We start from the raw sequence: 22122 nt of genomic DNA on the forward strand, positions 1-22122 counted from the left end.
CTAGCGGATGGCGGCCACCGAGCACGTGGCGGTCGCCTGCTTGAGCGGGTTGCTCTCCGAGACGGCCGTCAGCGTCACCTTCGACGTCATCGAGCCGCCGTTGCGCTGAGCGTGCACCGGCACCGTCACCGTGCCGCCGAACTTGGCCGTGGCAAGGGCGTTCGGCACCGAGACGGTCCACCCGTTCGAGGCGGTGGCCGAGACCCGGTAGACGTCACCGTCGATGTACTGCGCGACCGGTTCGGGGTGCTGCGAGGTCGGCGGCGCGGCACGGCCGGTGTTGACCACCGGGAAGCGGCACGTCACCACGCCGTCCTGGGTGCCCGGCGTGCCCGGCATGACCTGCACGCCGCGCTGCTGCGGACCCGCGCCGTCGAGCGACCTGACCGCCACCGTGTACGACAGCACGCCGCGTGAATCCCTTTGCACGTCAAGGATGTAGAAGTGCACGCGGTTGGCCGTGTCGACGTACTCGTACTCGCTGCCGGAGTTGGTGCCGGCGTGGAACAGCGCGTCGGCCAGCTGCCGGTAGTCGCCGATCGTGATGGGCACCTTGGTGCCGTCGGGCAGGACGTAGTCGGTCATGCCGATGTCCTGCGGGTTGGCGTCGATCACCCACGTGAACGGTGCGGCGTCGGCGTTCTTCGTCTTGGCCAGCAGCACGCCCGAGTCCGGCGTGAACGAGTCGGCGCCCATCCGGTCCACGACTTCGAGCGTGTAGTTGTTGTAGCCGCCGCCGTCGCAGAACGGGTTGGTGCTCACGTTGCAGGACGGCGACTTGTCGCCGGTGCCGAGCGCGAGGTTGACACCGGTCAGGCCGGTCGTGCCGGGGTTGACCTCGCGGGCGGTGATCTTCGCGATCACCACGCCCGAGCCGGAGAGCGCTTCCCTGGACAGGCGCAGCACGTTGCGCTCGTCGATGATGCCGAGCTTGATCCGGTTGCGGAAGGTCTGTTCTGCGCCAAGGGACGCACCGCCGGTGGCTGGGATGGTCCAGCGCGAGTGCGGGCCGCCGGGGCCGTTGAACGAGCCGCGCGACAGCATGTCCCACGGACCGCTGTAGTCACGCCGCGGCGGGCTGCCGTACGGGTTGTTGTAGTTGTCGCCGATGCCGAGGACGTGGCTCAGCTCGTGCGCGTACACGGCCTGGCCCGAGCTCTCGGCCTGGGTGGTCGAGCCGCCGCTCGCGTTGGGCCAGATGCTCGAACCCGCGGCCCACGAGGTCCAGTCGACGTACCGGGTGCTCGACCAGTTCGGCAGCGCGGGGTCCGGTGGGCCGAAGTCGTCGGTGACGTCCTGCTTGGTGCGGAACTTCATCATGCCGAACTCCTGCCAGGTGCCGGACTCGTCCTGGCCCGCGGACAGGTAGTAGATGAAGTCGTAGCCGTTCGGCACCTCGTTGCCCACGTCGGCGACCCACGCGGCACGGCCGTCCGTGCGGATGTTGCGGTTGCACGAGTCACCGGCGGGGCAGGCGGTGCCTCCCTGGAACTCCATGCCGTACTCGTGGTCCTTGCCCGGCATCGTGTACGGGCCGAACGCCTTCAGGTCGACGCCGTAGCGCCCGCCGGAGGTCTCCATCCAGTACTCGTGCACGGTGTGGCCGTGGTTGAGGGTGTTCGGCTTGTTGAGGAAGTCCTGGTAGAACTGCGCGACCTGGCTGCGCGGGATCCCGTTGGCCTCGGCGCTCGGGTTGCCGAACACCGTGGAGTTCCTGGGCTGCGTCACGACGAACGGCTGGTTCGGGTAGTCCAGCAGGACCACCGCACCCTTGAAGTTGCGCACCGAACCGCGCACCGACGGGTCGGCCCAGTTGGTGCCGGGAATCTTCTTGTAGTCCCGTTCCCACGTCATGTGGTCGGGGTTGACCCAGTTCTGCGGATCGATCGGGCCGGGGAACCCGGCGAGTGCCGCCACGCGTGCGGAGTCCCTGGTCTGCTGCCAGGGCTGCTGCTGGGGCCAGTGGTCGTACTGCCACGGATGTGTCGGCTGGTCGGGGGAAGCGGCTGAGTTGCCGGCGGTGACCATCGCGACCGAGAGGAGCGCGGTGATCAGCAGGGCAGGGCGCCGGTGTCTGCGATCCATGCCCTTCACCGTGGTGCAGAGCGACCCGCGCCAGCCACGGCCGATCGTCGGTTGCCCGCACGCGGCGCGCCACGTGCCCGATGAACGGCGCATTTGTCCACGTGAGGTGGACAAATGCGCCGTTCATCGACTGGGCGGCAGGTTCAGGCGGACCGAGGCGCCCCTGCCGTTGGGCACGAAACGCACCGAACCTCCGTGCACCGCAACGATGTCCGCCACGATCGCCAGCCCCAGCCCCGATCCGGGCAGGGCGCGAGCGGTGGGTGCGCGCCAGAACCGTTCGAACGCGACTTCCCGGTGCTCGGCGGGAATTCCCGGGCCTTCGTCGGTCACGGTCAGCCAGCCCGGCCGGGAGCGAACGGTGATGGTGGAGCCGGCCGGACCGAACTTCACCGCGTTGTCCAGCAGGTTCAGCACACTGCGTTCCAGCGCGGCCGCGTCGCCGAGCACGGACCACTCCGAGCGGTCGACGTCGAAGACGTGGCCGTGGGCACGGCTGCGGGCGCGTTTGACGGCACGGTCGACCACCTCGGCCACGTCAACGGGTTCGCGGGCCAGTTCGCGTTCGTCGCGGGCCAGCACGACGAGCTCGGTGACCAGGTCGCTGAACTCCTGGCTCTGGGCCTGCAGCCGGTCGAGGACCTCGTCGCGCTGGGGCAGCGGGCGGCCGGTGCGTTCGCTGCGCACCAGCAGGTCGATGTTGGTCCGCAGGCTGGTCAACGGGGTGCGCAGCTCGTGCGCGGCGTCGTTGACGAGATCCCGTTGGCGGCGCCGGGACTCCGCCAGCGCGGCGGTCATCGACGTGAAGGCGCGGCCCAGACGTCCCACCTCGTCCTGGCCGGAGACGGTGACCGGCGTGGTCAGGTCCTCGGTGCGGGCGATGTGCTCCGCGGTTTCGGTGAGGAGTTCCATCGGTGCCAGGGCGCGGCGGGTCAGCCACAGGCCGAGCGCGGCCACCAGCAACGACCCGAAGACCGACACGCTCACCAGGACGCCGGCGAGCGCGGCCAGGGTGTCGTCGATCTCGGCGAGGCTGCGACTCAGGATCAGCACGTCGCCGTTGTCGAGCGGCTGCAGGAGAACGCGTGCCGCCTGCCCCGACTGCGTCACGCCGTCGCGGAACGTGGTCTTGTCCACGAAGTCGTCGTCGCTGGTCACCACCGGGTCGACGCCGGGCGGAGCACAGCTGATGTTGACCTTGCTGATGACCTGGATGCCCTGGAGGACCTGCTGCAGGCCGTTGCCGGGTACCGGTGCGTCGCAGCGCAGCCTGAAGATCCGCACCTCGCCCAGCTCCGGTGACCGCCTCGTGAGCGGTGGCATGCTCGAGAGCAGCGACTTGTCGAGTTGCGCGCGCAGGTTGTGCTCGGTGGCGAGCCACGTGACGACGCTGATCCCGGTGATCGCCACCGCGACCACGCAGGCGGTGATCAGCGCGAGCTTGCCGCGCAGCAGCACCGGGCCCCTCACGGCGACTCGCGCAGGATGAATCCCAGGCCGCGCACGGTGTGCAGCAGGCGGGGCCGTCCGCCCGCCTCGGTCTTGCGGCGCAGGTAGCCGATGTACACGTCGAGGTTGTTGGTGCCCTGGTCGTGACCCCACACCGCGTGCTTCAGGTGCTGCTTGGTCAACAGCCGTTCCGGGTCGCCCAGGAACACGGCCAGCAGGTCGAACTCGGTCGGCGTCAGGTCGAGCCGCAGGCCGTCCCTGGTGACCTCGCGGGCCCGCAGGTCCATGGTCAGGCCGCCGAACCGCAACGACTCCGGCGTCTCGCGGCGCCGGTTCTGCTTGAGCAGTGCGCGGACGCGGGCCAGCAGCTCCTCCAGCGCGAACGGTTTGACCAGGTAGTCGTCGGCGCCCGCGTCCAGGCCGGTGACCTTGTCGCCCAGCGCGTCCCTGGCCGTGAGCATCAGCACGGGCAAGCGCTCTCCGGCCGCGCGCATCCGGCGGCAGGCCTCCGACCCGTCCAGCACCGGCATCATCAGGTCGAGGATCGCCAGGTCCACGCCGGTGAGCAGGCGCAGCGCCTCGGCACCGTCCGCGGCGGTCGTGACCTCGTAGCCCTCGAACTCCAGGCTGCGCCGCAGACTGTCCCGAACGTCCGGGTCGTCGTCCACCACGAGCAGTCGCATGAGGCCGACGGTAACGCCGCTACCTGTGTGAATGCTGTGTCAACGACCTGCTTCTCACGAAACTCTCAGCGGAAGCCAAGGACGCTCTCACAACCACGTCAGCACTCTCGGTCGCAGAGCGGTCACACCTGTGTCCACTGTGGAACGGAGAGCAGCACATGGCGGTGAACACCGCACAGGCCACGGGGACGGTGGACATCATGATCCCCGTCTACAACGAGGAACGCGCACTGCCCGGCTGCATCGAGGTGCTGCACGGGTTCCTGAGCGAGCAGTTCCCCTTCGACTGGTCGATCGTGATCGTGGACAACGCCAGCACCGACGCGACCCTGGCCGTGGCCCAGGAGCTGGCGCGGAGATACGAGCGGGTGCGCGTGCACCACCTGGACCGCAAGGGTCGCGGGCTCGCGCTGCGCGAGTCGTGGGGCGCCAGCGAGGCGGCCGTGGTCGTGTACATGGACGTCGACCTCTCGACCGGGCTGGACGGGCTGCTGCCGCTGGTCGCGCCGCTGCTCAACGGCCACTCGGACCTCGCGATCGGCTCGCGGCTGGCACCGGGGTCGCGGACGGTGCGCGGTCCTCGGCGGGAGCTCGTGTCCCGCTGCTACAACGCGTTGATCCGGCTCACGCACGGCGCCCGGTTCAGCGATGCCCAGTGCGGCTTCAAGGCCGCGCGCACCGACGTCGTCCGGCCGTTGCTCGGCCAGGCGCGCGACGAGGCGTGGTTCTTCGACACCGAGCTGCTGCTTCTCGCGGAGCACAACGGTTTGCGCGTGCACGAGGTGCCGGTCGACTGGGTCGAGGACGTGGACAGCCGGGTCGACGTCGTGGGCACCGCGATCGACGACATCAAGGGGTTGATCCGGGTGGCCAGAGCCAAGGCCAACGGCACCGCGCGCGTGCACGGGTTGCCGCAACGCCCCCAGCCGCGCGCCATCCACCCGGACGCGGTGCTGAGCCGCAGCGAGGGCGGTCTTTCCTGGCAGATGCTGTCGTTCGCGGTGATCGGCGTGATCTCCACGCTCGCGAACCTGGCGCTGTACGGGCTTTTCCGGCTCTGGTGGCCGGTGCTGGCGGCCAACCTCGTGGCCCTGGTGATCACGACTCTCTTCAACACGGAGGCCAACCGCCGCTTCACCTTCACGGCCCGCAACACCGCCCGCGGCAGAACCCATCTGCAGGGCGTCGTGGTGTTCGGCCTCTACTACGCGTTCACGTCGGCCGCGCTGCTCGTGCTGCACGCGGCCTCCCCCAACCCGCCCCGCCTGCTGGAACTGGCGGTGCTGCTGGGCTCGTCGGCCCTCGGCACGGTGGGACGCTTCTTCCTGTTGCGGAGCTGGGTGTTCCGCCGGGACGACCGAAAGGACCAGGCATGACCGCCACTGCCGAAGTGGCCGCACCGGTGGACGACCAGATCGAGGCGCCGCGGCCTGCCCGCTGGCCCGCGTGGGCTCTCGCCGCGATCTGCGTGCTCGCCGGAGCGCTGTACGTGTGGGCCATCGGAGCCGGTCAGGTCGGCAACTCGTACTACGCGGCCGCCGCGAAGTCGATGTCGACGTCGTTCACCAACTTCCTGTTCGGCTCGTTCGACCCCGCCGGGGTCGTGACCGTCGACAAGCCGCCGATGTCGTTGTGGCCGCAGGCGATCGCCGTGTGGATCTTCGGTTTCCACGGGTGGGCGGTGCTGCTGCCGCAGGTGATCGAGGGCGTGGCGGCGGTGTTCCTGCTGCACCGCACGGTCCGGTTGTGGGCGGACGAGAAGGTCGCGCTGCTCGCCGCGTTGATCCTCGCGCTGACGCCGATCACCGTGGCGATCAACCGGGACAACAACCCCGACACCCTGCTGGTGCTGCTGCTCATCGCGGCCGCCTACGCCTTCACGCGGTCGGTGCGGTCGTCCGAGGGGCGTGCGCGGACCAAGTGGCTGCTGTGGTGCGCGTTCTTCGTCGGATGCGGGTTCCTGACCAAGATGCTGCAGGCCTGGATCGTGGTGCCGGCGTTCGGCCTGGCCTACCTGGTCGGCACCGCGGCGCCGGTGAAGCGGCGGGTGCTCGACCTGCTGGCCGCGGGCGCGGTGCTGGTCGCGTCGTCGTTCTGGTGGGTGGCGCTGCACGCGTTGTGGCCGGGCTCCAAGCCGTACATCGGCGGCAGCACGGACGGCGGCGCGTGGGACCTGATCATCGGTTACAACGGCCTGGGCCGGGTGTTCGGCCAGGGCAACCGCGGTGGCGGTCCTTCCGGTCAGCTCCCGTCCGGTCAGATTCCCGAGGGCCTGGAGATGCGCGGCGGGCCGGGCGGGATGTTCGGCGGGCAACCCGGCATCACGCGCATGTTCGAGCCCTCGGTCGGCGGCCAGATCTCGTGGCTGCTGCCGTTGTGCCTGCTGGTGCTGGCAGCGGTCGCGGTCGCGGGAGTGCTGCGGTGGCGTCGTGGCGTTCCGGGCAACCCGGCCGAGCGCGCGGGCTGGTTCATGTGGGGCGGCTGGTTGCTGGTCACCGCCGTGGTGTTCAGCTTCGCGCAGGGCATCTGGCACCCGTACTACACGACGATGCTGGCGCCGGCCGTCGCCGCCATCAGCGCGGCCGGGCTGGTGATGTTCTGGCGGGCCAGGAGCTTCGTGCGGTTCCTGCTGCCGGCGGGGATCGCGATCACGGCGGCCTGGGCCTTCGTGCTGGTGTCGCGGGACACGTCGTTCCACGGCTGGACCCGGTGGGCCGTGCTCGGCGTCGCCGCGGTGGCGATCGTGGTGCTCCTGGCGGGCCTGCGCCGGGTGGGGCTGGTGGCAGGGATCGTCGCAGTGCTGCTGGTGCCGGCCGTGTGGTCGACCGCCACGGCAGCGACCCCGAGCTACAACGGCACGATGCCCGCGGCAGGACCGGCTGAGCGCGGTGGCGGGTTCGAGTTCTTCCGCAACGGGCAGCAGCCGCCGAACGGCATGCAATTGCCTGGCGGCCAGGCCCCCAACGGTCAGACACCCAACGGTCAGACCCCAGGCGGCCAGTTCCCGCAGCGAGGCAACCGCGGCGAGATGCCGGGCGGCCCCGGCGGGTTCGGCGGCCGGGCCGAGCTCACCGACGAGCAGAAGCGGATCCTGGCCTACGCCAAGGAGCACGGCAACGGCGCAGCGATCACCCTCGCCATCGCGGGCTCGGCTCCTGCCGCCGCCCCGTACATCATGAGCACCGACGAGGTGGTGATCGGCATGGGCGGGTTCTCCGGCTCGGACAACGCCCCGTCGGTCGACCAGCTGCAGACGTGGGTGAGCGAGGGCAAGCTGAAGTTCGTCCTCAGCGGCGGCGAGCGCGGCGGTCCCCGCGGCGGCCGGGACGCGGGCGGCCGCGAGGAGTGGATCAAACAGCACTGCTCCGCAGTGGATCCGAGCGCGTACGGCGGCGGCTCCACCGAAACCCTGATGGAGTGCCACGCCTGACAGGGCCGGGTGCGCCCCAGAAACGACCTGGGGCGCACCCTCTTGTGGTCAGGGCACGAGTGCCCATGCCTGCTGCGCACTGGCCTTGCAGAACGTGAGCCAGCGGCTCTGCGTGGTGATCACGCCGTCGGACCCGGCCCGCACGAGCGCGGCGGAGGAGTCGCGCTGGGTCTGCGGGCCCCAGTCGCCGTCGATTCCCGTGGAATAACCCCAGATGTACTGGCACGCGGCCTGCACGAAGTACGTCTGCGTGGTCGACGACGTGGCGAAGCTGGAGTCGCCGCTGCCCGACACCGCGTTGTCGATGTGCACGTGGTTGTGGTGCTCGGCGTTGTCCAGGTACGAGAGGACGTGCCGGAAGTGGTAGTGCAGTGACGCCACGGTGCCCCAATAGCGGGTGCGGGCGGTGCGCAGGGCGTCACCGGTGAGGCTGTGCCACTGGTCGTAGCGGCCGTTGAACGCGGTGAACATCGCGCCCGTGTCGCGGTTGGTGATCAGCAGCCGGGCGAGGTCGAACGCGCGGCCCTCGCCGTGCATGCCGGGCTTGTCCACGTACGCGCCGTACGAGTAGATCTTGTGCGGCACGGTCCAGTGGTTCGGCGTCCAGTTGCGCCAGTGCACGTGCCAGGTCTCGAGCCGCGAGTAGAAGCCGGGCTCGTAGCGGAACGACGTCGCGGCGCCGTTCACCTCGTAGTAGGTCGGCTGCGAGTTGATCTCGCTCTGGGTGACCAGGGTCGCCGCGGAGGCGCGGGCGGTGCCGAGCAGAACCGCCGCTGAGCCCGCCGCGGCCGCGGTCAGGATGCTCCGGCGGGACATCGATCCGTTCATGCCCAGCAGTCAACTGCCGGGCATGAACCGGATCCCTAGTCCTGCGACCAGTCCTGCGCCGCCGGTTCCTCCTCAGGCACCTCGTCGTCACGCTCGGTCTCGTCGACGAGACCGAGCACGCGGTGCACGTGTTCCTTGCTGGCTCCGAACATGAAGCACATGCCGTCGACGCTAGGTCCCCTCACCTGCTCACGGCTTCTCGATTCCTGCCCGAAACCGCCGCTCTTTCGCGCCGGGCCTCCCGCACCCCGCGCAGCGCGCCGGACCAGGCGATCACCTGATCGAGCATGCCGCCCATGGCGGTCGCGAGGCCCTCCTGAGGAACGAAGGTGCCGGTGTGGAACGAGGGGTGCGTCGAGATGGTGGGCTGGGCACGGACCGTGGCCACCTGGAGTTCGGCGAGGACGAGCCGCAGCGCCTCCGCGGCCCGTGCGCCGGCGACCCAGCCGCCGTAGCTGACGATCCCGGCGGCCTTGTCGTTCCACTCCTTGTAGACGTAGTCCAGGGCGTTCTTCAGGGCGCCGGGGTAGGAGTGGTTGTACTCGGGGACGACGAACACGTAGCCGTCGAAGCTGTCGACGAGTGCGCTCCAGGCGCGGGTGTGGTCGTGCTGGTACTGCTGGAAGTTCGGGTTGCCGGGCTCGTCGAGGTTGCCGAGGTCGTGGTCGGCGAGGTCGACGAGTTCGTAGTCGGCTCCGCCGTGGGCACGAGCGGCCTGGATCGCCCAGGCGGCGATCTGGTCTCCGCGGCGTCCGGGACGGGTGCTTCCGAGGATGACTGCGATGCGCAGTGTCATGGCCGCCCTTCCGTAGGAGTTGACGCATCAACTCTAGGCAATGCGGAGTTGAAGTGACAACTCTCCTGGTCACGGTATTCTCAGCGGCATGACGGAGACCCAACCGCTGGAGCCTGAGGAGTGGGAGTTCTGGGACGTCTGGATGCGCGCGCAGCGTTTGCTCACCAGGGAGCTGGAACGCGGTCTGCAGCGCACCTGCGACATCTCGAAGGCCGAGTTCAGCGTGCTGGTGACGCTGTGGCAGGCAGGCCGCCGCGAGATGCGCGTCGGCGAGCTCTCCGAGTCGCTCGACTGGGACAAGAGCCGCGTCGCACACCAGCTGACCCGCATGGAGAAGCGCGGCTTCGTCGAACGCACCCAGTACGGGGCCGACGGTCGCCGCGCGGGCATCGGGCTGACGTCCGAGGGTCGCCGCGCCGCCCAGAGCGCCATCCTCGTGCACGGCAACAACATCCGCCGTCACTTCCTCGACTCGCTGACCCCCGGGCAGGCGTCGTTTCTCCGGGCGTGGAGCGAGCAAGCGGTCGATCGCCTCGACTCCCCCACGCAGCTGCCGTGACGTGAAATTTGCACGTGCACTCGCATCCTCGCACCGGGATCCGCGTCTGAAGGTTCGAGAGAGGGAGGGCACCATGACCGATCGCGGTGACCGCATTGTGCACGTGCTGGAGGACGCCTTCACCGAGCTGATGACGGCCGACCCGGCCGCGTTCCGGCACAAGTTCCGCAAGATGGCGGCAGAACCGTTCGCGTTCTACAGAGGCAGCGCTTGTCTGTTCTACGCCGACATGGCCGAGATGCCGGACGAGTGGACCGACGAGCGCACCAGCCGCATCTGGATCCAGGGCGACCTGCACGCCCAGAACTTCGGCACCTACATGGACTCCGAGGGCACGCTGGTCTTCGACGTCAACGACTTCGACGAGGCCTACCTCGGTTCGTTCACCTGGGACCTGCGCCGCTTCGCCGCCTCGATGGCGTTGCTCGGCTGGCGCAAGGCGTTGCCCGACAGCGTGATCAGCGACCTGATCCGCACCTACCTGAGCGCGTACGTCAGGCAGGTCAGGACGTTCGCGGAGAAGCCGGGCGACGAGCTCTTCAGCCTCCGCCTCGACAACACCGAGGGCGCCCTGCACCACGTCCTGCAACGCGCCCGCCTCGCCACCCGGATCGGCCTGCTGGACGAGAAGACCGTCGTCGTCGGCTACGAACGCGTCTTCCGCCGCGACCGCGAGGGCACCCACGAGCTCGACCCGTCGGTCCGCGCCGCCGTCGAGGAGGCCTTCGCGTCCTACCTGGACACCATCCCCACCGGCAAGCGCGCCAGCAGCCGCACCTACACCGTCAAGGACGTGGTGGGCCGCAGCGGTTTCGGCATCGGCTCAGCGGGCCTGCACGCCTACAACATCCTCGTCGAGGGCCACACCCAGGCGTTGGAGAACGACGTCGTGCTGTCGATGAAACAGGCCAACGTCGCCGCACCCAGCCGCATCGTCCCCGACGAGCGCATCCGCGAGTACTTCACCGACCACGGCCACCGCACCGCCGTCTCGCAGCGAGCCCTGCAGGCCCACGCCGACCCGTGGCTCGGCCACACCCAGGTCGACGGCACCGGCTACGTCGTCGCCGAACTCTCCCCCTACGAGTCCGACCTGGACTGGTCCGACCTCACCGAGCCCGCCGACATGCTGCCGGTCCTCGACCACCTGGGCCGCGCCACCGCCAAGATGCACTGCGTGGCCGACGAGGACTCGTCCCAGACCCTCGTGGCCTTCCAGTGCGAGGAGGCCATCGCCGAGGTGATCGGCTCCCGCGACACGGAGTTCGCCGACTCGATCGTGGCCTTCGCGCTCGACTACGGCCGCCAGACCCGCGAGGACCACCGCCTGTTCGTGGACGCGTTCCGCGAGGGCCGGATCAAGGGTGTCGGCTCGACCGCCTAGACCGTTCGGCGGTACGTTTGCGGCCAATCGACGACAGGAAGCTCCGATGGCCCGCTCCGACGACGCCCAGCACGACCTCGACGACCTGGGTGCCCTCCTCCGCACACACCGGAAGAGGGCCCAGCTCACGGGGTCGGAGGCGGCGCGGCGGGCGGGCTTCACCCAGTCCAAGCTGTCCAAGGTCGAGAACGGCATCCTGCTGCCCAGCCCGGACGACGTGCGCCGCCTCGCGGCCGGGCTGGGCATGGACCCGGACGCGACGGCGCGCGCACTCGACCTGGTCGAACGCCTGTGGGCCGACCGCGCCGGGCAACGGGGCGTGCTGCGCCGCAGTGCATCCAACGAGCACGCCGCTTTGCTGACCAAGTTCAGCGCCACCGGGCACGTAGTGGCGGCCGATCCGGCTGTGGTGCCGGACTGGTTGCGCACGCACGACTACCTGGCCGCGGCAGCCGGGCCCCAGACCGAGCGCGACGCGGCGAGGGTGACGGCGTTGGCCCGCAAGCGGCAGCGGCTGCTGGAGACGCCGGGCTTCCGGTTCGAGTTCTTCGTGTTCGAGTCCGCGTTGCGCACGCACGTCGGGTCGTTGCGGATCATGGCGGATCAGCTGCGGACCGCGGCGGCGACGGCTGGACACGGCTCGAACGTCATCATCCGACTGGTCAACGACGAGGCGCTGGTGACACCACTGCCCCAGCACGCCTTCGAGATGCACGACGACCGCCAGATCGTGCTGTCGACGGCTCCGGGAGTCGTTGTGATCACGTCCAACAACGACATCCGGCCGTACCGGCGGACCGTGATCTCGTTGCGGGACCGCGCCCTGAGCGAGGACCGGTCCCGTCACTACCTGCGTCAGGTCGGCGGACTCTACGACGTCCTCGACCGGATCGACCGACTGGCGAGCTGAGCGCCTGTTCACCAGGCGGGCGCGCGACAACCCGCCTGGTGAACAATTTTCGAAATCGCGGCCGGGGGATAGCTCCCGCGATCTCAGTTATTGCGCCGGCGTGGTCTCCGCTGTCACGCTGTTGACCCAGAAACGGCTCGCGTCCGTGCTACTCGACGTCGAGCTCGCGTAGACCAATCCGAAGCCCACTGCGGCCATAACGGCTACCACCAGCAGCGGTCGTCCCACCTTCTTGAAGGCGTCGATCTCAGGATCCTCCGGTTCGTGCGAGTCGGGGCATTCCAATGACAGCGGAATACTACTCACAGCTGCGGGATGCCCGTCAAACCCGAGGAGTTTTCAAATAACGGGTGACACCCAAATGGAGTACCGACGCCGTTAAAGATACTGAAAGTAGGATCGATTAATGGCGAACTTCATTGCCCCGACCTACGACGGGGGACCCTGTCCGCGTAGGTGGAACACCGCGTTCAGCCAGCAGCACACGCAGTTCAGCGGCTATTTGCACACTGCGTCCGTGGTCGAGATCGGCGAAGATGGCCTCCGCCCGTTCCAGCGCCTCAACGGCCCCGTCGAGCTGCGCATCACGTGCGAGAATGCGACCGAGCACGTGCAGCGCAGTCGCCTCACTGAGTGGCACCCCGGCCCGACTGCAAAGGCGAATAGCCTGACGCGCGTACCGTTTAGCATTCAACCAATTTCCGTCGTCCGCCTCGATCTCACTCAACAACGCACAAGATTCACCAGCGCGACCCACCGCCAGTAAACGAGCGTGTTTCAGCAGCGCGGCTTCAGCGAAGCCCCGCGCTTCCGCAGTGCGTTCCTGAGCGAGCCGCAAGGCGCCGAGCAACTGGAGAACCGTCGCCTCGGAGGCTTCGTCCTCCTGTGCACGGGCCAGCGCCAACGCCTGGTGGTAATAGGAAGCCGCGCGCTCGTAGTCGAAGGCGTGCTTGTACGCCTCCCCCGCCCTGAACAGGAAGATCTGTTCCATTCCACTGTCGGGAATCTTGCGCACCATCGCCAATGCGCGTTCGTGGGAGTCGATTCCCATCGGGATGTTTCCCGTTGCCACCAGGATCCGGGCACCGGTGTGCAGACAGGCGGCAATCCCCGTGGTCTGGTCACCACCGGCCCGCACGAAACCAAGGTGAGCCGCGTGGACGTAGTGCTCGGCACGCCCGTACTCCTGGCGCAACAAGTAGGTCGCACCGATCGAATGCATCAACACGGCCGCCTCGGCCTCCGCCGGCTCACCGAGAGCCTTCGCCGCGGCCAGACCGGCGTGCAGGACGTGCAGCACCTCTTCGGTGCGGCCTTGTCTGAGCCAGATCTCCCCCACCAGCTGCGGAATCTGCATCGCGTGCTCGAAGTGCCCTGCGGCCAAGGCGAAGCGCACCAACGCGACGAGGTTCTGCGCCTCGGCCGCGCACCAGTGATGAGCGGCTGACGCGTTGTCGAAGCTCAGTGCGCCGACATCCGCGTCACTGTCCGATGTGATCACTCGAACCAACGTGGAGAACACCGTCATGTCGGCGTTTTCCGCTGTCCTCAGGTAGAAGTCGAGCATTCGCCGTTCGATCGCCAACCGCTCCTCGGCATCGTCGAGCAACCCGGACGAGAACTCGCGCAGCAGATCGTGCAACTTGAACCGGTCCAGCTCGCCGGCCTGTTCCAGCAAATGCGCTTCCACCAACGCATCCAGCGCCTCGTGGACGCGGCGTGCCGGCAGCGCGGCCATGGCGGCCGCGGCGCTCACGCTGATGCCCGGTCCCGGGTGCGCTCCGATCGTGCGGAACAACAGGCGTGCGTCGGGTTCCAAGGCGCGCAACGACTGCATGAACACCGCACGTGGACCGTGCATGGTGCCGATGTCGAGGACACCTCGGTCGCGGAAGTGGTCGACGAACGCGCCCAGCCGCACGCCCGGCCTGGTCGCGATGTGGTTGGCGAGCACCTTCAACGCGATCGGCAGGCCACCGCAGACCTGCGTCAGCGCCAGCAGGTCGTCATTGCCTCTGCCGCGCTCGCCGATGCGGTCGAGGAGCAGGCGGCTCGCCTCCGGGGCGTCGAGCGGATCGATCGAGATCCGGCGCGGCGCCAGGCGGGCCGCGAGGCCGGACAGCCTGGAACGGCTCGTCACCACGACGACGCAGGACGCGAACAGCGGCAGCAGGTGATGGATCTGGTTGGTGTCGCGGACGTTGTCCAGGATCACCAGGAGCCGGCGGCCGGACAGCACCGACTGGAGCTTGGCCAGCCGGTGCTCCGGGTTGGCGATCCGGTCCGGCGGCACGCCGAGGCCCTGCAGGAAGCGGTCGACGACGGAAGCGGCGTTGACCAGGGCGCCGTCGGAAAAGCCTTGCATGTCGACGAAGAGCACGCCGGGGAAGTGAGCGCGGCGGGAGTGGGCCCAGTGCACCGTCAGCGCGGTCTTGCCCACACCGCCCACGCCGGACACGACCACGACACCTGGTTGCGCGGTCGAGGTGTCCAGCGCGGCGAGCTTGTCCTCGTGGCCCACGAACAGCGGGACGTCGAGCGGAAGTTGTTGCGGCGCGGGAACACCGGCCGTCGCGGTGGCCGGTTCGACGTGGGCGACGCCGTGGTCCTGGAGCTTGTCGTGGAACTTGCGCAGGTCGTCCGCGGCGACGTCGTCCAGTTCCGAGCGAAAGGCCTTGTGCATGTTGAGGAACAGCTGCGTGGCCTCTTCGGTCCTCAGCAACCGGTACAGGGCGTCGAGCCGGTGCTTCAGCAAGGCCGGGTGGGTCAGGTAGTCCGGCTCCAGGTCGTCGAGCGCGTCCAGGACCGCGTTGTACTCGCCGAGCACCAGGAGCTCTTTGCACAGCAGGTCGTAGGCGGGCATCTGCCGGTTCAGCAGGGCATTGCGCCGCCAGGTCGCGGCGCGGTCGGATTTCAGGTCCTCGAGGGGCACCTGATGACGCCAGATGAGGAATGCCGAACGAATCGCGTCCAGCGCCTGCTGGTGATCACCGCCGGCGGCCAGTTCGCGCGCACGGTCAACGTGGTCGCGGAACTGGAAGTAGTCCACGAATTTTCGGTCGACGTCCAGTCGATAAGCGCCGTTGGACACCGACAATTCCACCCGGTCCGGCAATGATTCGAGCACGGAGCGAATCCGCGAGGAATACAGGTGCAGCGCCTGCACCGGATTCTTCGGCAGCTCCTGTTCATCCGACCAGATCCAGTCGACCAGCTCCGCCGCAGGTACTGCGCTACCTGGGCGAGTCAGCAGCACGGCCAGCATCGCGCGCTGCTTGAGCGGGCCCCATTGCGTGTCGACCTGCTCGCCGACACGTATCCCCGTTTGTCCCAGAATCGTGAATCGCGCACCCACCAGCGCCACCCCTCGCGTCCCCGCCAAAGAGTGTCCTCCCCGCCCAAGACCGATGCAATGCACTCGTTCGGCCGAAGAAGACAGATAGATGACAGTCCAATGACATGAGCGTGTGAATGGCGGCGGAGACACGTCCGATCGCCTTGACGGAAGTGCGCTGAGGTGCGTGAAGAGTTTCCGACAGCTCAATGAACGGTCCGGCCTGGATGGTCTTGGCATCGCTTCGACCGAGGAGGCCGAGATGAACTGGTTGACCACCCCGCTCGGTGCGGGAGGTGCGCACCGGGTGACGGTGCCGGGATGCCGCAAGGTGCTGGTGATCGTGCCCACCATGGTGGCGTGCACGCGGCTGCTCGACCTGTTGCCGTTGCTGGACAGCGACTTTCGCGTCCAGGTCTACTTCACGCAGCCGGATCCCTGCGGCGAGACCACGAGGTTGCTCGCCGCGATCGGCGCGTTGGTGGTGCCGTGGGAGATGGCGTCACAGCACGAGTTCGACCTCGTGCTCGCGGCCAGTTTCCGGTACGTCGACCGGGCGCCGGGGCCCGTGCTGGTGTTGCCGCACGGGGCCAGTGCCATGAAGTCGCGCGAACGGGCTCGGGCGGCGGGGAAGGACGCGCGGCCGGTGCACGGGCTCGACCGGCAGCAGCTCATGCGCGGTGGGAAGGTGCCGGCGTCGGCGATCGTGCTGTCGCACGACCAGGAGCTCGACGCGCTGGCCGAGTCGTGTCCCGAGGCGTTGCCGGTGGCCGTCGTCGCGGGTGACATCTGCCTGGACCGGATGCGGGCGAGTCTGCCGTTCCGCGAGCACTACCGGCGGGCGCTCGGGGTGCGGCCCGGCGAGACGCTGGTGACCATCAGCTCGACGTGGACCGGGGAGTCGACCTTCTGGCAACGCCCCGAGCTCTACCGGGAGCTTCCGCGCACCGCCAAGGTGGCCGCGGTGCTGCACCCGAACATCTGGGCCACGCACAGCGCCTGGCAGGTGCGGTCGTGGCTCGCGGGTTGCGACGTGACCGTCATTCCGCCCGAAGAGGGTTGGCGCGCAACGATGATCGCGAGCGACGTCGTCATCGGGGACTTCGGGTCGACCACCCAGTACGCCGCCGCGGTCGGTGCGCGCATGCTGCTCGCCACCTGTCCCGAGGTGCGCGACGGCAGCCTCGCCGACGTCCTGCGCCGGGCCGTGCCGGCGTACGACGGCGATCTCGCGGCGGCGGTGCCGGTGCCGGGGTTCGCGGAGCTGGTCAGCTCGCGGCTCGACCGGTCGGGCGCGATCCTGCGGGCCGCCATGTACCGCCTGCTCGGCATCCCGGAGCCGGTCCACGCCGTGTCGGTGTCGCCGTGTTCGTTGCCGAGGGTGTGATCAGGGAGGACGGCGTGCTGCTCGTCCGGGCTGACCGCGCGGCACCGAGGTGGCGGGCGCTGGCGGACGTGCTGCTGGTGGCGCCCGAGCCGTCAACCGAGGTGGCGCTCGCGGTCGCCCGGCTGTTGTTGCGGCGGTACGTCGGGTGTTCGCTCGTCGTCGTTCCGGTCCAGCGCGACGAGCCGGGCCCGGACGCGGTCGGCGCTGGGGTCGAAGGATTCGCCGTAGCAGGCCAGCGCGGAGCGGTGGTGGTCGCGAGCCTGCGCGAGATCGCCCTGCCGTTCGGCGATCTCGCCCATCAGCTCGAACGCATCGGCGACGTGCAGGGGCGAGCCGGCGTCACGGACGTCCGCGAGCACACTGCGGGCGAGACGTGCGGCCTCGTCGAACCGTGAGGCGTTGAGTAGCGCACGGGACAAGAACATCCGTGCGCGCGCCTTGTCCACAACGTTGTCCAGCAACGCCTCGGACTCCTGAAGTTCAGCGATCGCCTCGTCCGTCCGCCCCATCTCGATGAGCAACTCGCCGATATGACGTCGGGTGAGGCCAATGCCGCGCACGCGCTCATGGCGGGTCTCCGCGTCGAGTCCCTCGCGGAAGTACCGGAGGGCGACGTCGAACTCACCCTTCAACCGGTGGATGTGGCCGAGCCGTTTCAGGGCGGTCGCACGGCTGCCGAGGTCGTGCTCGCCCGCGAGGTCGAGCACGAGGCGGGTCTGGGCGGTCGCCTCGTCCAGCCGGTCGAGGTTGCGGAACGCGACGGCGAGCTGGTTGCGCAGGCGGGCTTCAGCGGTTCGTTCACCGCACAGCTGCGCGGCACGCACGCCCAGTTCGTGGGTGTACAGCCAGTCCGAGTAGTGGTGTCGCCGTTGGAACAACGCGAACATGGCCTCGGCGAGCTGCCAGACCAGTTCCGGCCAGCCGTGGAAGTCCGCCGCGCGCAACGCCTGCACGAGGTTGTCGCGCTCGTGGTCGAGCCAGTCCAGCGCTTCGGCCCGCGAACCGAACGCCTCGGGATCCGCCGACTTGAAGCGCGGACCCACCCGCGGACGGCCGGGGATCGCAGCCGCGTCCGCAACGACTGCCTTGTCCAGGTAGAACTCCACGGCCCGATGGACCGCATCGACGTGTTCGGTGTCGTCCTGCCCACGGGCGTGAAGTCGGAGGAGGTCGTGGAACCGGAACCGGTCGTCGTCAACCTCGACGAGGAGGTTCTTCTCCACCAGGTCGTCGAGATCGTCCTCGACCTCACCGACGTCGTCCGCGACCATGGCCGCCGCGGCCGCCACCCCGAAGCTGATGCCCGGATGCCACGAGGCCAACCGGTAGAGCCGGGCCTGGCGCGGCGGAAGGTCCACATAGGACAGATCGAGGACCGCGCTCACCGAGATCGACCCGCCGAGGTCGAGGCCCGCCAGCCGCCGGTTCTCGGTTCTCAGCTCGTCGACCTCCCTCGCCAACGTGCGCCGCGGCCGCCGGGACAACCGTGCGCCGATCACCCCGAGCGCGATCGGCAGCCCGCCGCACAACCGCGCGAGCTCACGTGCCGCGTCGGCCTCGTCGGCGAGCCGGGGCTCCCCGACGACCTGTTCGAGCAGCTCCACGGACGCCCGCAGGTCCATCGGATCGACTTCGATGAACCGGGCGCCGTCCAGGCCGAGCGGACTGAGCCTCCACCGGCTCGTCACCACCACCACGCAGCCCGGTGACGCGGGTAGCAGCGGCCTGACCTGCGCGGCACTGGCGGCGTTGTCCAGCAGGACCGAGAACGACCGGTCGGCCGTGAGCGACCGGAAGAGCGCCTGCCGTTGCGGCAGGGTCGGCGGCACGGCCTCGACGCCGAGCGCGCCGAGGAACCACTCGAGCACCTCGCCGGGCTGCGCGGGATCCGCGTGGGCGCCGAGATCGACGTAGAGCTGGCCGTCGGGGAACCGGTCACGGGTGTCGTGCAACCACCGCAGCGCCAACGAGGTCTTGCCGACCCCGGCCGGCCCGCTGACCACGACGAGCAGCTGGTGATCTTCGTGCTCGTGCCACCGGTCGAGCTCGGTCAGCTCGTCGGCCCGGCTGACGAACACCCGCGGTGCGGGCGGCAGCTGGTGCGGCACGAGGTTTCCAGGTGGTCCGGAATGGATGTGCACCGAACCGATCGACCCCGCCTGCACCACGTTCCCGGCGGACCCGGACACGGTGTTCTCGACTCCGGCCACCCGGCATCACCCCCGCCATCCACGCTAGGACTTGGAGGAACGCCAAGGCAGCCGCCAAATCGGCGGAGGCCTACCCTGACGAAGGTGATCGAGACTCCGCAGGACGCCGCGGCCAACCCGCTGGTGCTCGCGTTCGGACGGTTGCAGGGCGCCGCGAACCGCCTGGAGTACCTCCTGGGGCGCGCGCTGGAACGCGAGTGCGGGATCACGCACCTGGAGTTCGAGGTGCTGCTGATCCTGGGACGGGCCGGCACGCCGGGGATGTCGATGCGGGCGATCAGCCAGGAGCAGGTGCTCACGACGGGCGGCGCGACGCGGGTGATCGACCGGTTGGAGCGCGAAGGGCTCGTGGCCCGCGCCGCGCATCCGACCGACCGGCGCGGCCGTCTCGTCACGCTCACCCCGGCCGGCGAGGAGAAGCTGGTCCAGGCGGCGAAGCTGCACGTGGAGAACATCAAGCGGCACTTCCTGGAGCCGTTGCCGCAGGACCACCGGGAGCGGTTCGCCGAGGACCTGCGGCTGCTCAGCCACGCGGCACGGGACGCACTGCCACCGCTGAAGTGAGTCAGCCCACAGCCGGAATACCTGATGAGTCAGGAAGTTTGTACCGGTCGTGAAGCTCGTCTACGTCTTCGACGCCTACTGCGGCTGGTCGCACGCGTTCTCCGGCACCTTGGAGGAGGTCGTCGCACGCCACCGGGACCTGCCCGTCGAGGTGGTCTCCGGCGGACTGTTCACCGGGCAGCGGCGGGTGCCGATCCGCGAGTTCGGGTTCATCAAGGGCGCCAACGCCCAGATCACCGAGCGGACCGGCGCCCGGTTCGGCGGCGCCTTCGACGCGCTGCTCGCGGACGGGTCGTTCGTCATGGACTCCGAGGCCGCCGCACGCGGGTTGATCGCGTTGCGCCAGGCCGCGCCGGAACGGGCCGCCGAGCTCGCCGTCGCGATGCAGCAGGCCTTCTTCCACGACGGGTTGAGCCTGTCCGACGCCAAGACCTACCGGACGATCGCCGACGCGTTCGGACTCGACTCCGATGCGGTCGTGGGCGCGTTCAAGACCTCCGCGGCCGACGCAGACTTCGCGCTGGCGGCACGGCTGGGCGTCAGCAGCTTCCCGACGTTGATCGCCATGCGCGGCAACGACGCGTTCGTGCTCGCACGTGGGCACGCCACTGCCGAGCAGATCGAGCAGCGGCTGGCCGCGCTGGGCTGACTCAGTGCGCGTGCCCCAGGTGGCGGTTCGCCCACGCCGCCACCACGGGCAGCACGTCGGCGAGCCACTCGCGCGCGGCGGCGGTGAGTTCGTAGCGTGACGCCCGGCGGTGCACGAAACCGTTGTGCTGCAAGCGCTCCAGGGTGGAGTGCACTTCGGGCCCCAGCATCGGGGCGAGCTCCTCCAGCGCTTTGGCCCCATCGGACAGCGCAACCAGGACGTGCGGGAGCTGGTCGCTGCTCATCAGGTCCTGCAGGACCAGGAGGTGGTGCAGCGCCGAGGTGTCGGGGTTGCGTTCGGACGCGGACGCGCTCGGGTCGTGCACCTGCACGCGGGCGCGACCCTGGCGCTTCGCCCGCTGCAACGCCGCGTCGGTGTCGCGGACGAGGTCGATGAGCGCGTCCTCGGCGCCCGGCACGTGCGACGCGACGCCGATGGACGCGGTCTGCCCGTACAACGTCATGCCGTAGCCGTCGTTGGTGGTGATCTCGGTCTGCAGCGCACGGATTCCGCGCAGCATCCGTTCGGCCACGACGGCCGCTTCACCGGCCGTGGTGCGCGGCAGCAGCACGAGGAACTCATCGCCGCCGTATCGGCACACGAGATCCGACGAGCGCGTGTGTGTCTTCAGCACGTCCGCGACATCGCTCAGCACGACATCACCCGCGGGGTGGCCGTACTCGTCGTTGATCTTCTTGAACCGGTCGAGGTCGATCATGAGCAGCGCGACCTGCTCCCACCGGCGCTGGGCGCGGCGGTACAGCGCGGGCGCCTGGTCGTCCCAGCCCCACCGTCCCAGCAGGCCGGTCAGTCGGTCGGTGGCCCACGCGCCCACCGGCTGCGCACAGGAACCACAACGCGAGGGAGCGCTCTCCTCGTGCAGGCGCAGAGAACCGTAGTTCACAGGTGACCCCATCCGCGCAGTCGTCATGAGTCCCCCCAGACATCAGATCTGACTGGCTTTAGCTGCCTCCTTCAACTGAAGTGACGTCGTTCGGATCAAACGCGACACATCAGTGCAAGCGGCGGAGTGTGATCATAGGGCTACGGACGGCTGGATTCAACCCCTGTGATGCCATATGCTCTTCGGGTTCCACAACAGTGGAATGATCGCTGGCCAGGGGTCGCTCAGCGGAGGTGTGGCGTGAGGCCGTTCGCCGAGGTGCTCAACGAGCTGTGCACCAACCCGCCCAACGGCGAAGGCAAGGTGACCAACGTAGCGCTCGCCGCCGCGGTGAAGTCACGGGGTGGGGACATCGGGCACGGCTACATCTCGCAGCTGCGGCTCGGGGTGAAGGACAACCCGACCTGCCAGGCCATCGTCGACCTCGCCGGCGCGCTCGGCGTGCACCCGGCGGTGTTCCTCGGCGGCCGCAAGGAGCTGCACCCGGGTGAACGGCCTGGCTGGCGGCCCACCGCGTTGAGCACGCTCTTCGAGGCCGTGCACCCGCCGGACCGCGGACCGTGGTCGCCGGAGGAGGTCGCGGCGGCGATCAGCTCGTCCGGCCAGTTCGGCAGCATCTCGGCGAGCTACATCCGCGAACTGCTCAGCAACACGAGCGACAACCCGCGGCTCAAGCACATCCTCGGCCTGGCCGACCACTTCGGCGCCGACCCCGCGTACTTCTTCGACGACGACCTCGCGGCGCGGGTCGACACGGAGCTGACCGACTTCCTGGCCCTGCGCGAGCTCGGCGTCGTCGAGTTCGTCACCCGTCTGGCCGAACGTACGGGTGAACTGTCCCCGCAGGCCAGGGCCGCTGCGGTAGAAGGGTTCCGGCAGGCGCTCGAAGTCGGCGAGGGCTGGTCGTTCCCGCTGAACAGCCGCCGTACATCTCCGGACCGGACTTGATG

At 69.1% G+C, this 22122-nt stretch carries 18 protein-coding genes; 9 read left to right on the forward strand and 9 right to left on the reverse strand.

The features are described 5' to 3' along the window. From ABZV40_RS07080 to ABZV40_RS07090, 3 genes are all read right to left on the reverse strand, one after another. Entirely contained in the window at positions 1-2085 is a 2085-nt protein-coding gene (locus tag ABZV40_RS07080) for a M6 family metalloprotease domain-containing protein (RefSeq protein ID WP_355437016.1), read from the reverse strand. A gap of 123 nt (positions 2086-2208) precedes the next feature. Next, positions 2209-3555: a HAMP domain-containing sensor histidine kinase gene (locus ABZV40_RS07085; RefSeq protein ID WP_355437018.1), complete on the reverse strand. Its 1347-nt coding sequence runs from the start codon at positions 3553-3555 to the stop codon at positions 2209-2211. Further along, a complete protein-coding gene (locus ABZV40_RS07090; RefSeq protein WP_355437020.1) occupies positions 3552-4217 on the reverse strand; it encodes a response regulator transcription factor in 666 nt (221 codons plus the stop codon). Before ABZV40_RS07090 ends, ABZV40_RS07085 begins: the two co-directional genes overlap by 4 nt. Positions 4218-4375: 158 nt before the next feature. Here ABZV40_RS07090 and ABZV40_RS07095 point away from each other — a divergent pair, with 158 nt between their 5' ends. Together ABZV40_RS07095 and ABZV40_RS07100 are read left to right on the forward strand one after the other, a co-directional pair. Continuing rightward, positions 4376-5593: a bifunctional glycosyltransferase family 2/GtrA family protein gene (locus ABZV40_RS07095; protein WP_355437022.1), complete on the forward strand. Its 1218-nt coding sequence runs from the start codon at positions 4376-4378 to the stop codon at positions 5591-5593. Further along, positions 5590-7647: a glycosyltransferase family 39 protein gene (locus tag ABZV40_RS07100; RefSeq protein WP_355437024.1), complete on the forward strand. Its 2058-nt coding sequence runs from the start codon at positions 5590-5592 to the stop codon at positions 7645-7647. Before ABZV40_RS07095 ends, ABZV40_RS07100 begins: the two co-directional genes overlap by 4 nt. Positions 7648-7695: 48 nt before the next feature. Here the strand turns inward: ABZV40_RS07100 and ABZV40_RS07105 are convergent, their stop codons facing one another. Genes ABZV40_RS07105 through ABZV40_RS07115 form a run of 3 tightly spaced genes read right to left on the reverse strand, consistent with a single transcriptional unit; the run spans position 7696 to position 9271 of the window. Then, a complete protein-coding gene (locus tag ABZV40_RS07105; protein ID WP_355437026.1) occupies positions 7696-8475 on the reverse strand; it encodes a hypothetical protein in 780 nt (259 codons plus the stop codon). Positions 8476-8510: 35 nt separating this feature from the next. Further along, positions 8511-8636, reverse strand: a complete 126-nt coding sequence (locus ABZV40_RS07110; protein WP_355437028.1) for a hypothetical protein — start codon at positions 8634-8636, stop codon at positions 8511-8513. Between the two features lie 20 nt (positions 8637-8656). After that, positions 8657-9271, reverse strand: coding sequence for an NAD(P)H-dependent oxidoreductase (locus tag ABZV40_RS07115; RefSeq protein ID WP_355437030.1), 615 nt, complete (start codon positions 9269-9271; stop codon positions 8657-8659). An 88-nt stretch (positions 9272-9359) separates the two neighbouring features. Here ABZV40_RS07115 and ABZV40_RS07120 point away from each other — a divergent pair, with 88 nt between their 5' ends. From ABZV40_RS07120 to ABZV40_RS07130, 3 genes are all read left to right on the forward strand, one after another. Further along, positions 9360-9830, forward strand: coding sequence for a MarR family transcriptional regulator (locus ABZV40_RS07120; RefSeq protein WP_355437031.1), 471 nt, complete (start codon positions 9360-9362; stop codon positions 9828-9830). A 73-nt stretch (positions 9831-9903) separates the two neighbouring features. Then, on the forward strand, positions 9904-11214 hold the full coding sequence (locus tag ABZV40_RS07125) for a DUF2252 domain-containing protein (protein ID WP_355437033.1): 1311 nt from the start codon (positions 9904-9906) through the stop codon (positions 11212-11214). 46 nt (positions 11215-11260) lie between these two features. Continuing rightward, positions 11261-12124 carry a Scr1 family TA system antitoxin-like transcriptional regulator gene (locus ABZV40_RS07130; protein ID WP_355437034.1) on the forward strand — a complete coding sequence of 288 codons (864 nt, stop codon included), beginning with the start codon at positions 11261-11263 and terminating at the stop codon, positions 12122-12124. A 403-nt stretch (positions 12125-12527) separates the two neighbouring features. Here ABZV40_RS07130 and ABZV40_RS07135 read toward each other — a convergent pair whose 3' ends face one another. Further along, positions 12528-15488: a BTAD domain-containing putative transcriptional regulator gene (locus ABZV40_RS07135; protein WP_355437036.1), complete on the reverse strand. Its 2961-nt coding sequence runs from the start codon at positions 15486-15488 to the stop codon at positions 12528-12530. Between the two features lie 232 nt (positions 15489-15720). Between ABZV40_RS07135 and ABZV40_RS07140 the strand changes: the two genes are divergently transcribed. Beyond that, on the forward strand, positions 15721-16845 hold the full coding sequence (locus ABZV40_RS07140) for a hypothetical protein (RefSeq protein WP_355437038.1): 1125 nt from the start codon (positions 15721-15723) through the stop codon (positions 16843-16845). A gap of 92 nt (positions 16846-16937) precedes the next feature. Here the strand turns inward: ABZV40_RS07140 and ABZV40_RS07145 are convergent, their stop codons facing one another. Then, positions 16938-19055 (reverse strand): NB-ARC domain-containing protein, encoded by a 2118-nt coding sequence (locus ABZV40_RS07145; protein ID WP_355437039.1) that lies wholly within the window; start codon positions 19053-19055, stop codon positions 16938-16940. A gap of 84 nt (positions 19056-19139) precedes the next feature. Here ABZV40_RS07145 and ABZV40_RS07150 point away from each other — a divergent pair, with 84 nt between their 5' ends. Both ABZV40_RS07150 and ABZV40_RS07155 read left to right on the forward strand, forming a co-directional pair. Then, positions 19140-19619 (forward strand): MarR family transcriptional regulator, encoded by a 480-nt coding sequence (locus ABZV40_RS07150; RefSeq protein ID WP_355437041.1) that lies wholly within the window; start codon positions 19140-19142, stop codon positions 19617-19619. Positions 19620-19668: 49 nt separating this feature from the next. Continuing rightward, positions 19669-20268: a DsbA family protein gene (locus ABZV40_RS07155; RefSeq protein WP_355437043.1), complete on the forward strand. Its 600-nt coding sequence runs from the start codon at positions 19669-19671 to the stop codon at positions 20266-20268. A 1-nt stretch (position 20269) separates the two neighbouring features. Here ABZV40_RS07155 and ABZV40_RS07160 read toward each other — a convergent pair whose 3' ends face one another. Further along, positions 20270-21172: a diguanylate cyclase gene (locus ABZV40_RS07160; protein ID WP_355437045.1), complete on the reverse strand. Its 903-nt coding sequence runs from the start codon at positions 21170-21172 to the stop codon at positions 20270-20272. Between the two features lie 240 nt (positions 21173-21412). Here ABZV40_RS07160 and ABZV40_RS07165 point away from each other — a divergent pair, with 240 nt between their 5' ends. Continuing rightward, the gene (locus tag ABZV40_RS07165; protein ID WP_355437047.1) at positions 21413-22120 is read left to right on the forward strand and encodes a hypothetical protein; all 708 of its coding nucleotides are present in this window, start codon (positions 21413-21415) and stop codon (positions 22118-22120) included. The last annotated feature ends 2 nt before the right edge of the window (positions 22121-22122 follow it).

Source organism: Lentzea sp. NPDC004782, assembly GCF_040609115.1.
Lineage (GTDB): Bacteria > Actinomycetota > Actinomycetes > Mycobacteriales > Pseudonocardiaceae > Lentzea.

Coding starts and splice junctions, on each gene's coding strand:
- ABZV40_RS07125 (WP_355437033.1), top strand. CDS start 9,904: ATGACCGATCGCGGTGACCGCATTGTGCACGTGCTGGAGGACGCCTTC.
- ABZV40_RS07090 (WP_355437020.1), bottom strand. CDS start 4,217: ATGCGACTGCTCGTGGTGGACGACGACCCGGACGTTCGGGACAGTCTG.
- ABZV40_RS07080 (WP_355437016.1), bottom strand. CDS start 2,085: ATGGATCGCAGACACCGGCGCCCTGCCCTGCTGATCACCGCGCTCCTC.
- ABZV40_RS07120 (WP_355437031.1), top strand. CDS start 9,360: ATGACGGAGACCCAACCGCTGGAGCCTGAGGAGTGGGAGTTCTGGGAC.
- ABZV40_RS07130 (WP_355437034.1), top strand. CDS start 11,261: ATGGCCCGCTCCGACGACGCCCAGCACGACCTCGACGACCTGGGTGCC.
- ABZV40_RS07115 (WP_355437030.1), bottom strand. CDS start 9,271: ATGACACTGCGCATCGCAGTCATCCTCGGAAGCACCCGTCCCGGACGC.
- ABZV40_RS07100 (WP_355437024.1), top strand. CDS start 5,590: ATGACCGCCACTGCCGAAGTGGCCGCACCGGTGGACGACCAGATCGAG.
- ABZV40_RS07095 (WP_355437022.1), top strand. CDS start 4,376: ATGGCGGTGAACACCGCACAGGCCACGGGGACGGTGGACATCATGATC.
- ABZV40_RS07110 (WP_355437028.1), bottom strand. CDS start 8,636: ATGTGCTTCATGTTCGGAGCCAGCAAGGAACACGTGCACCGCGTGCTC.
- ABZV40_RS07140 (WP_355437038.1), top strand. CDS start 15,721: ATGAACTGGTTGACCACCCCGCTCGGTGCGGGAGGTGCGCACCGGGTG.
- ABZV40_RS07105 (WP_355437026.1), bottom strand. CDS start 8,475: ATGAACGGATCGATGTCCCGCCGGAGCATCCTGACCGCGGCCGCGGCG.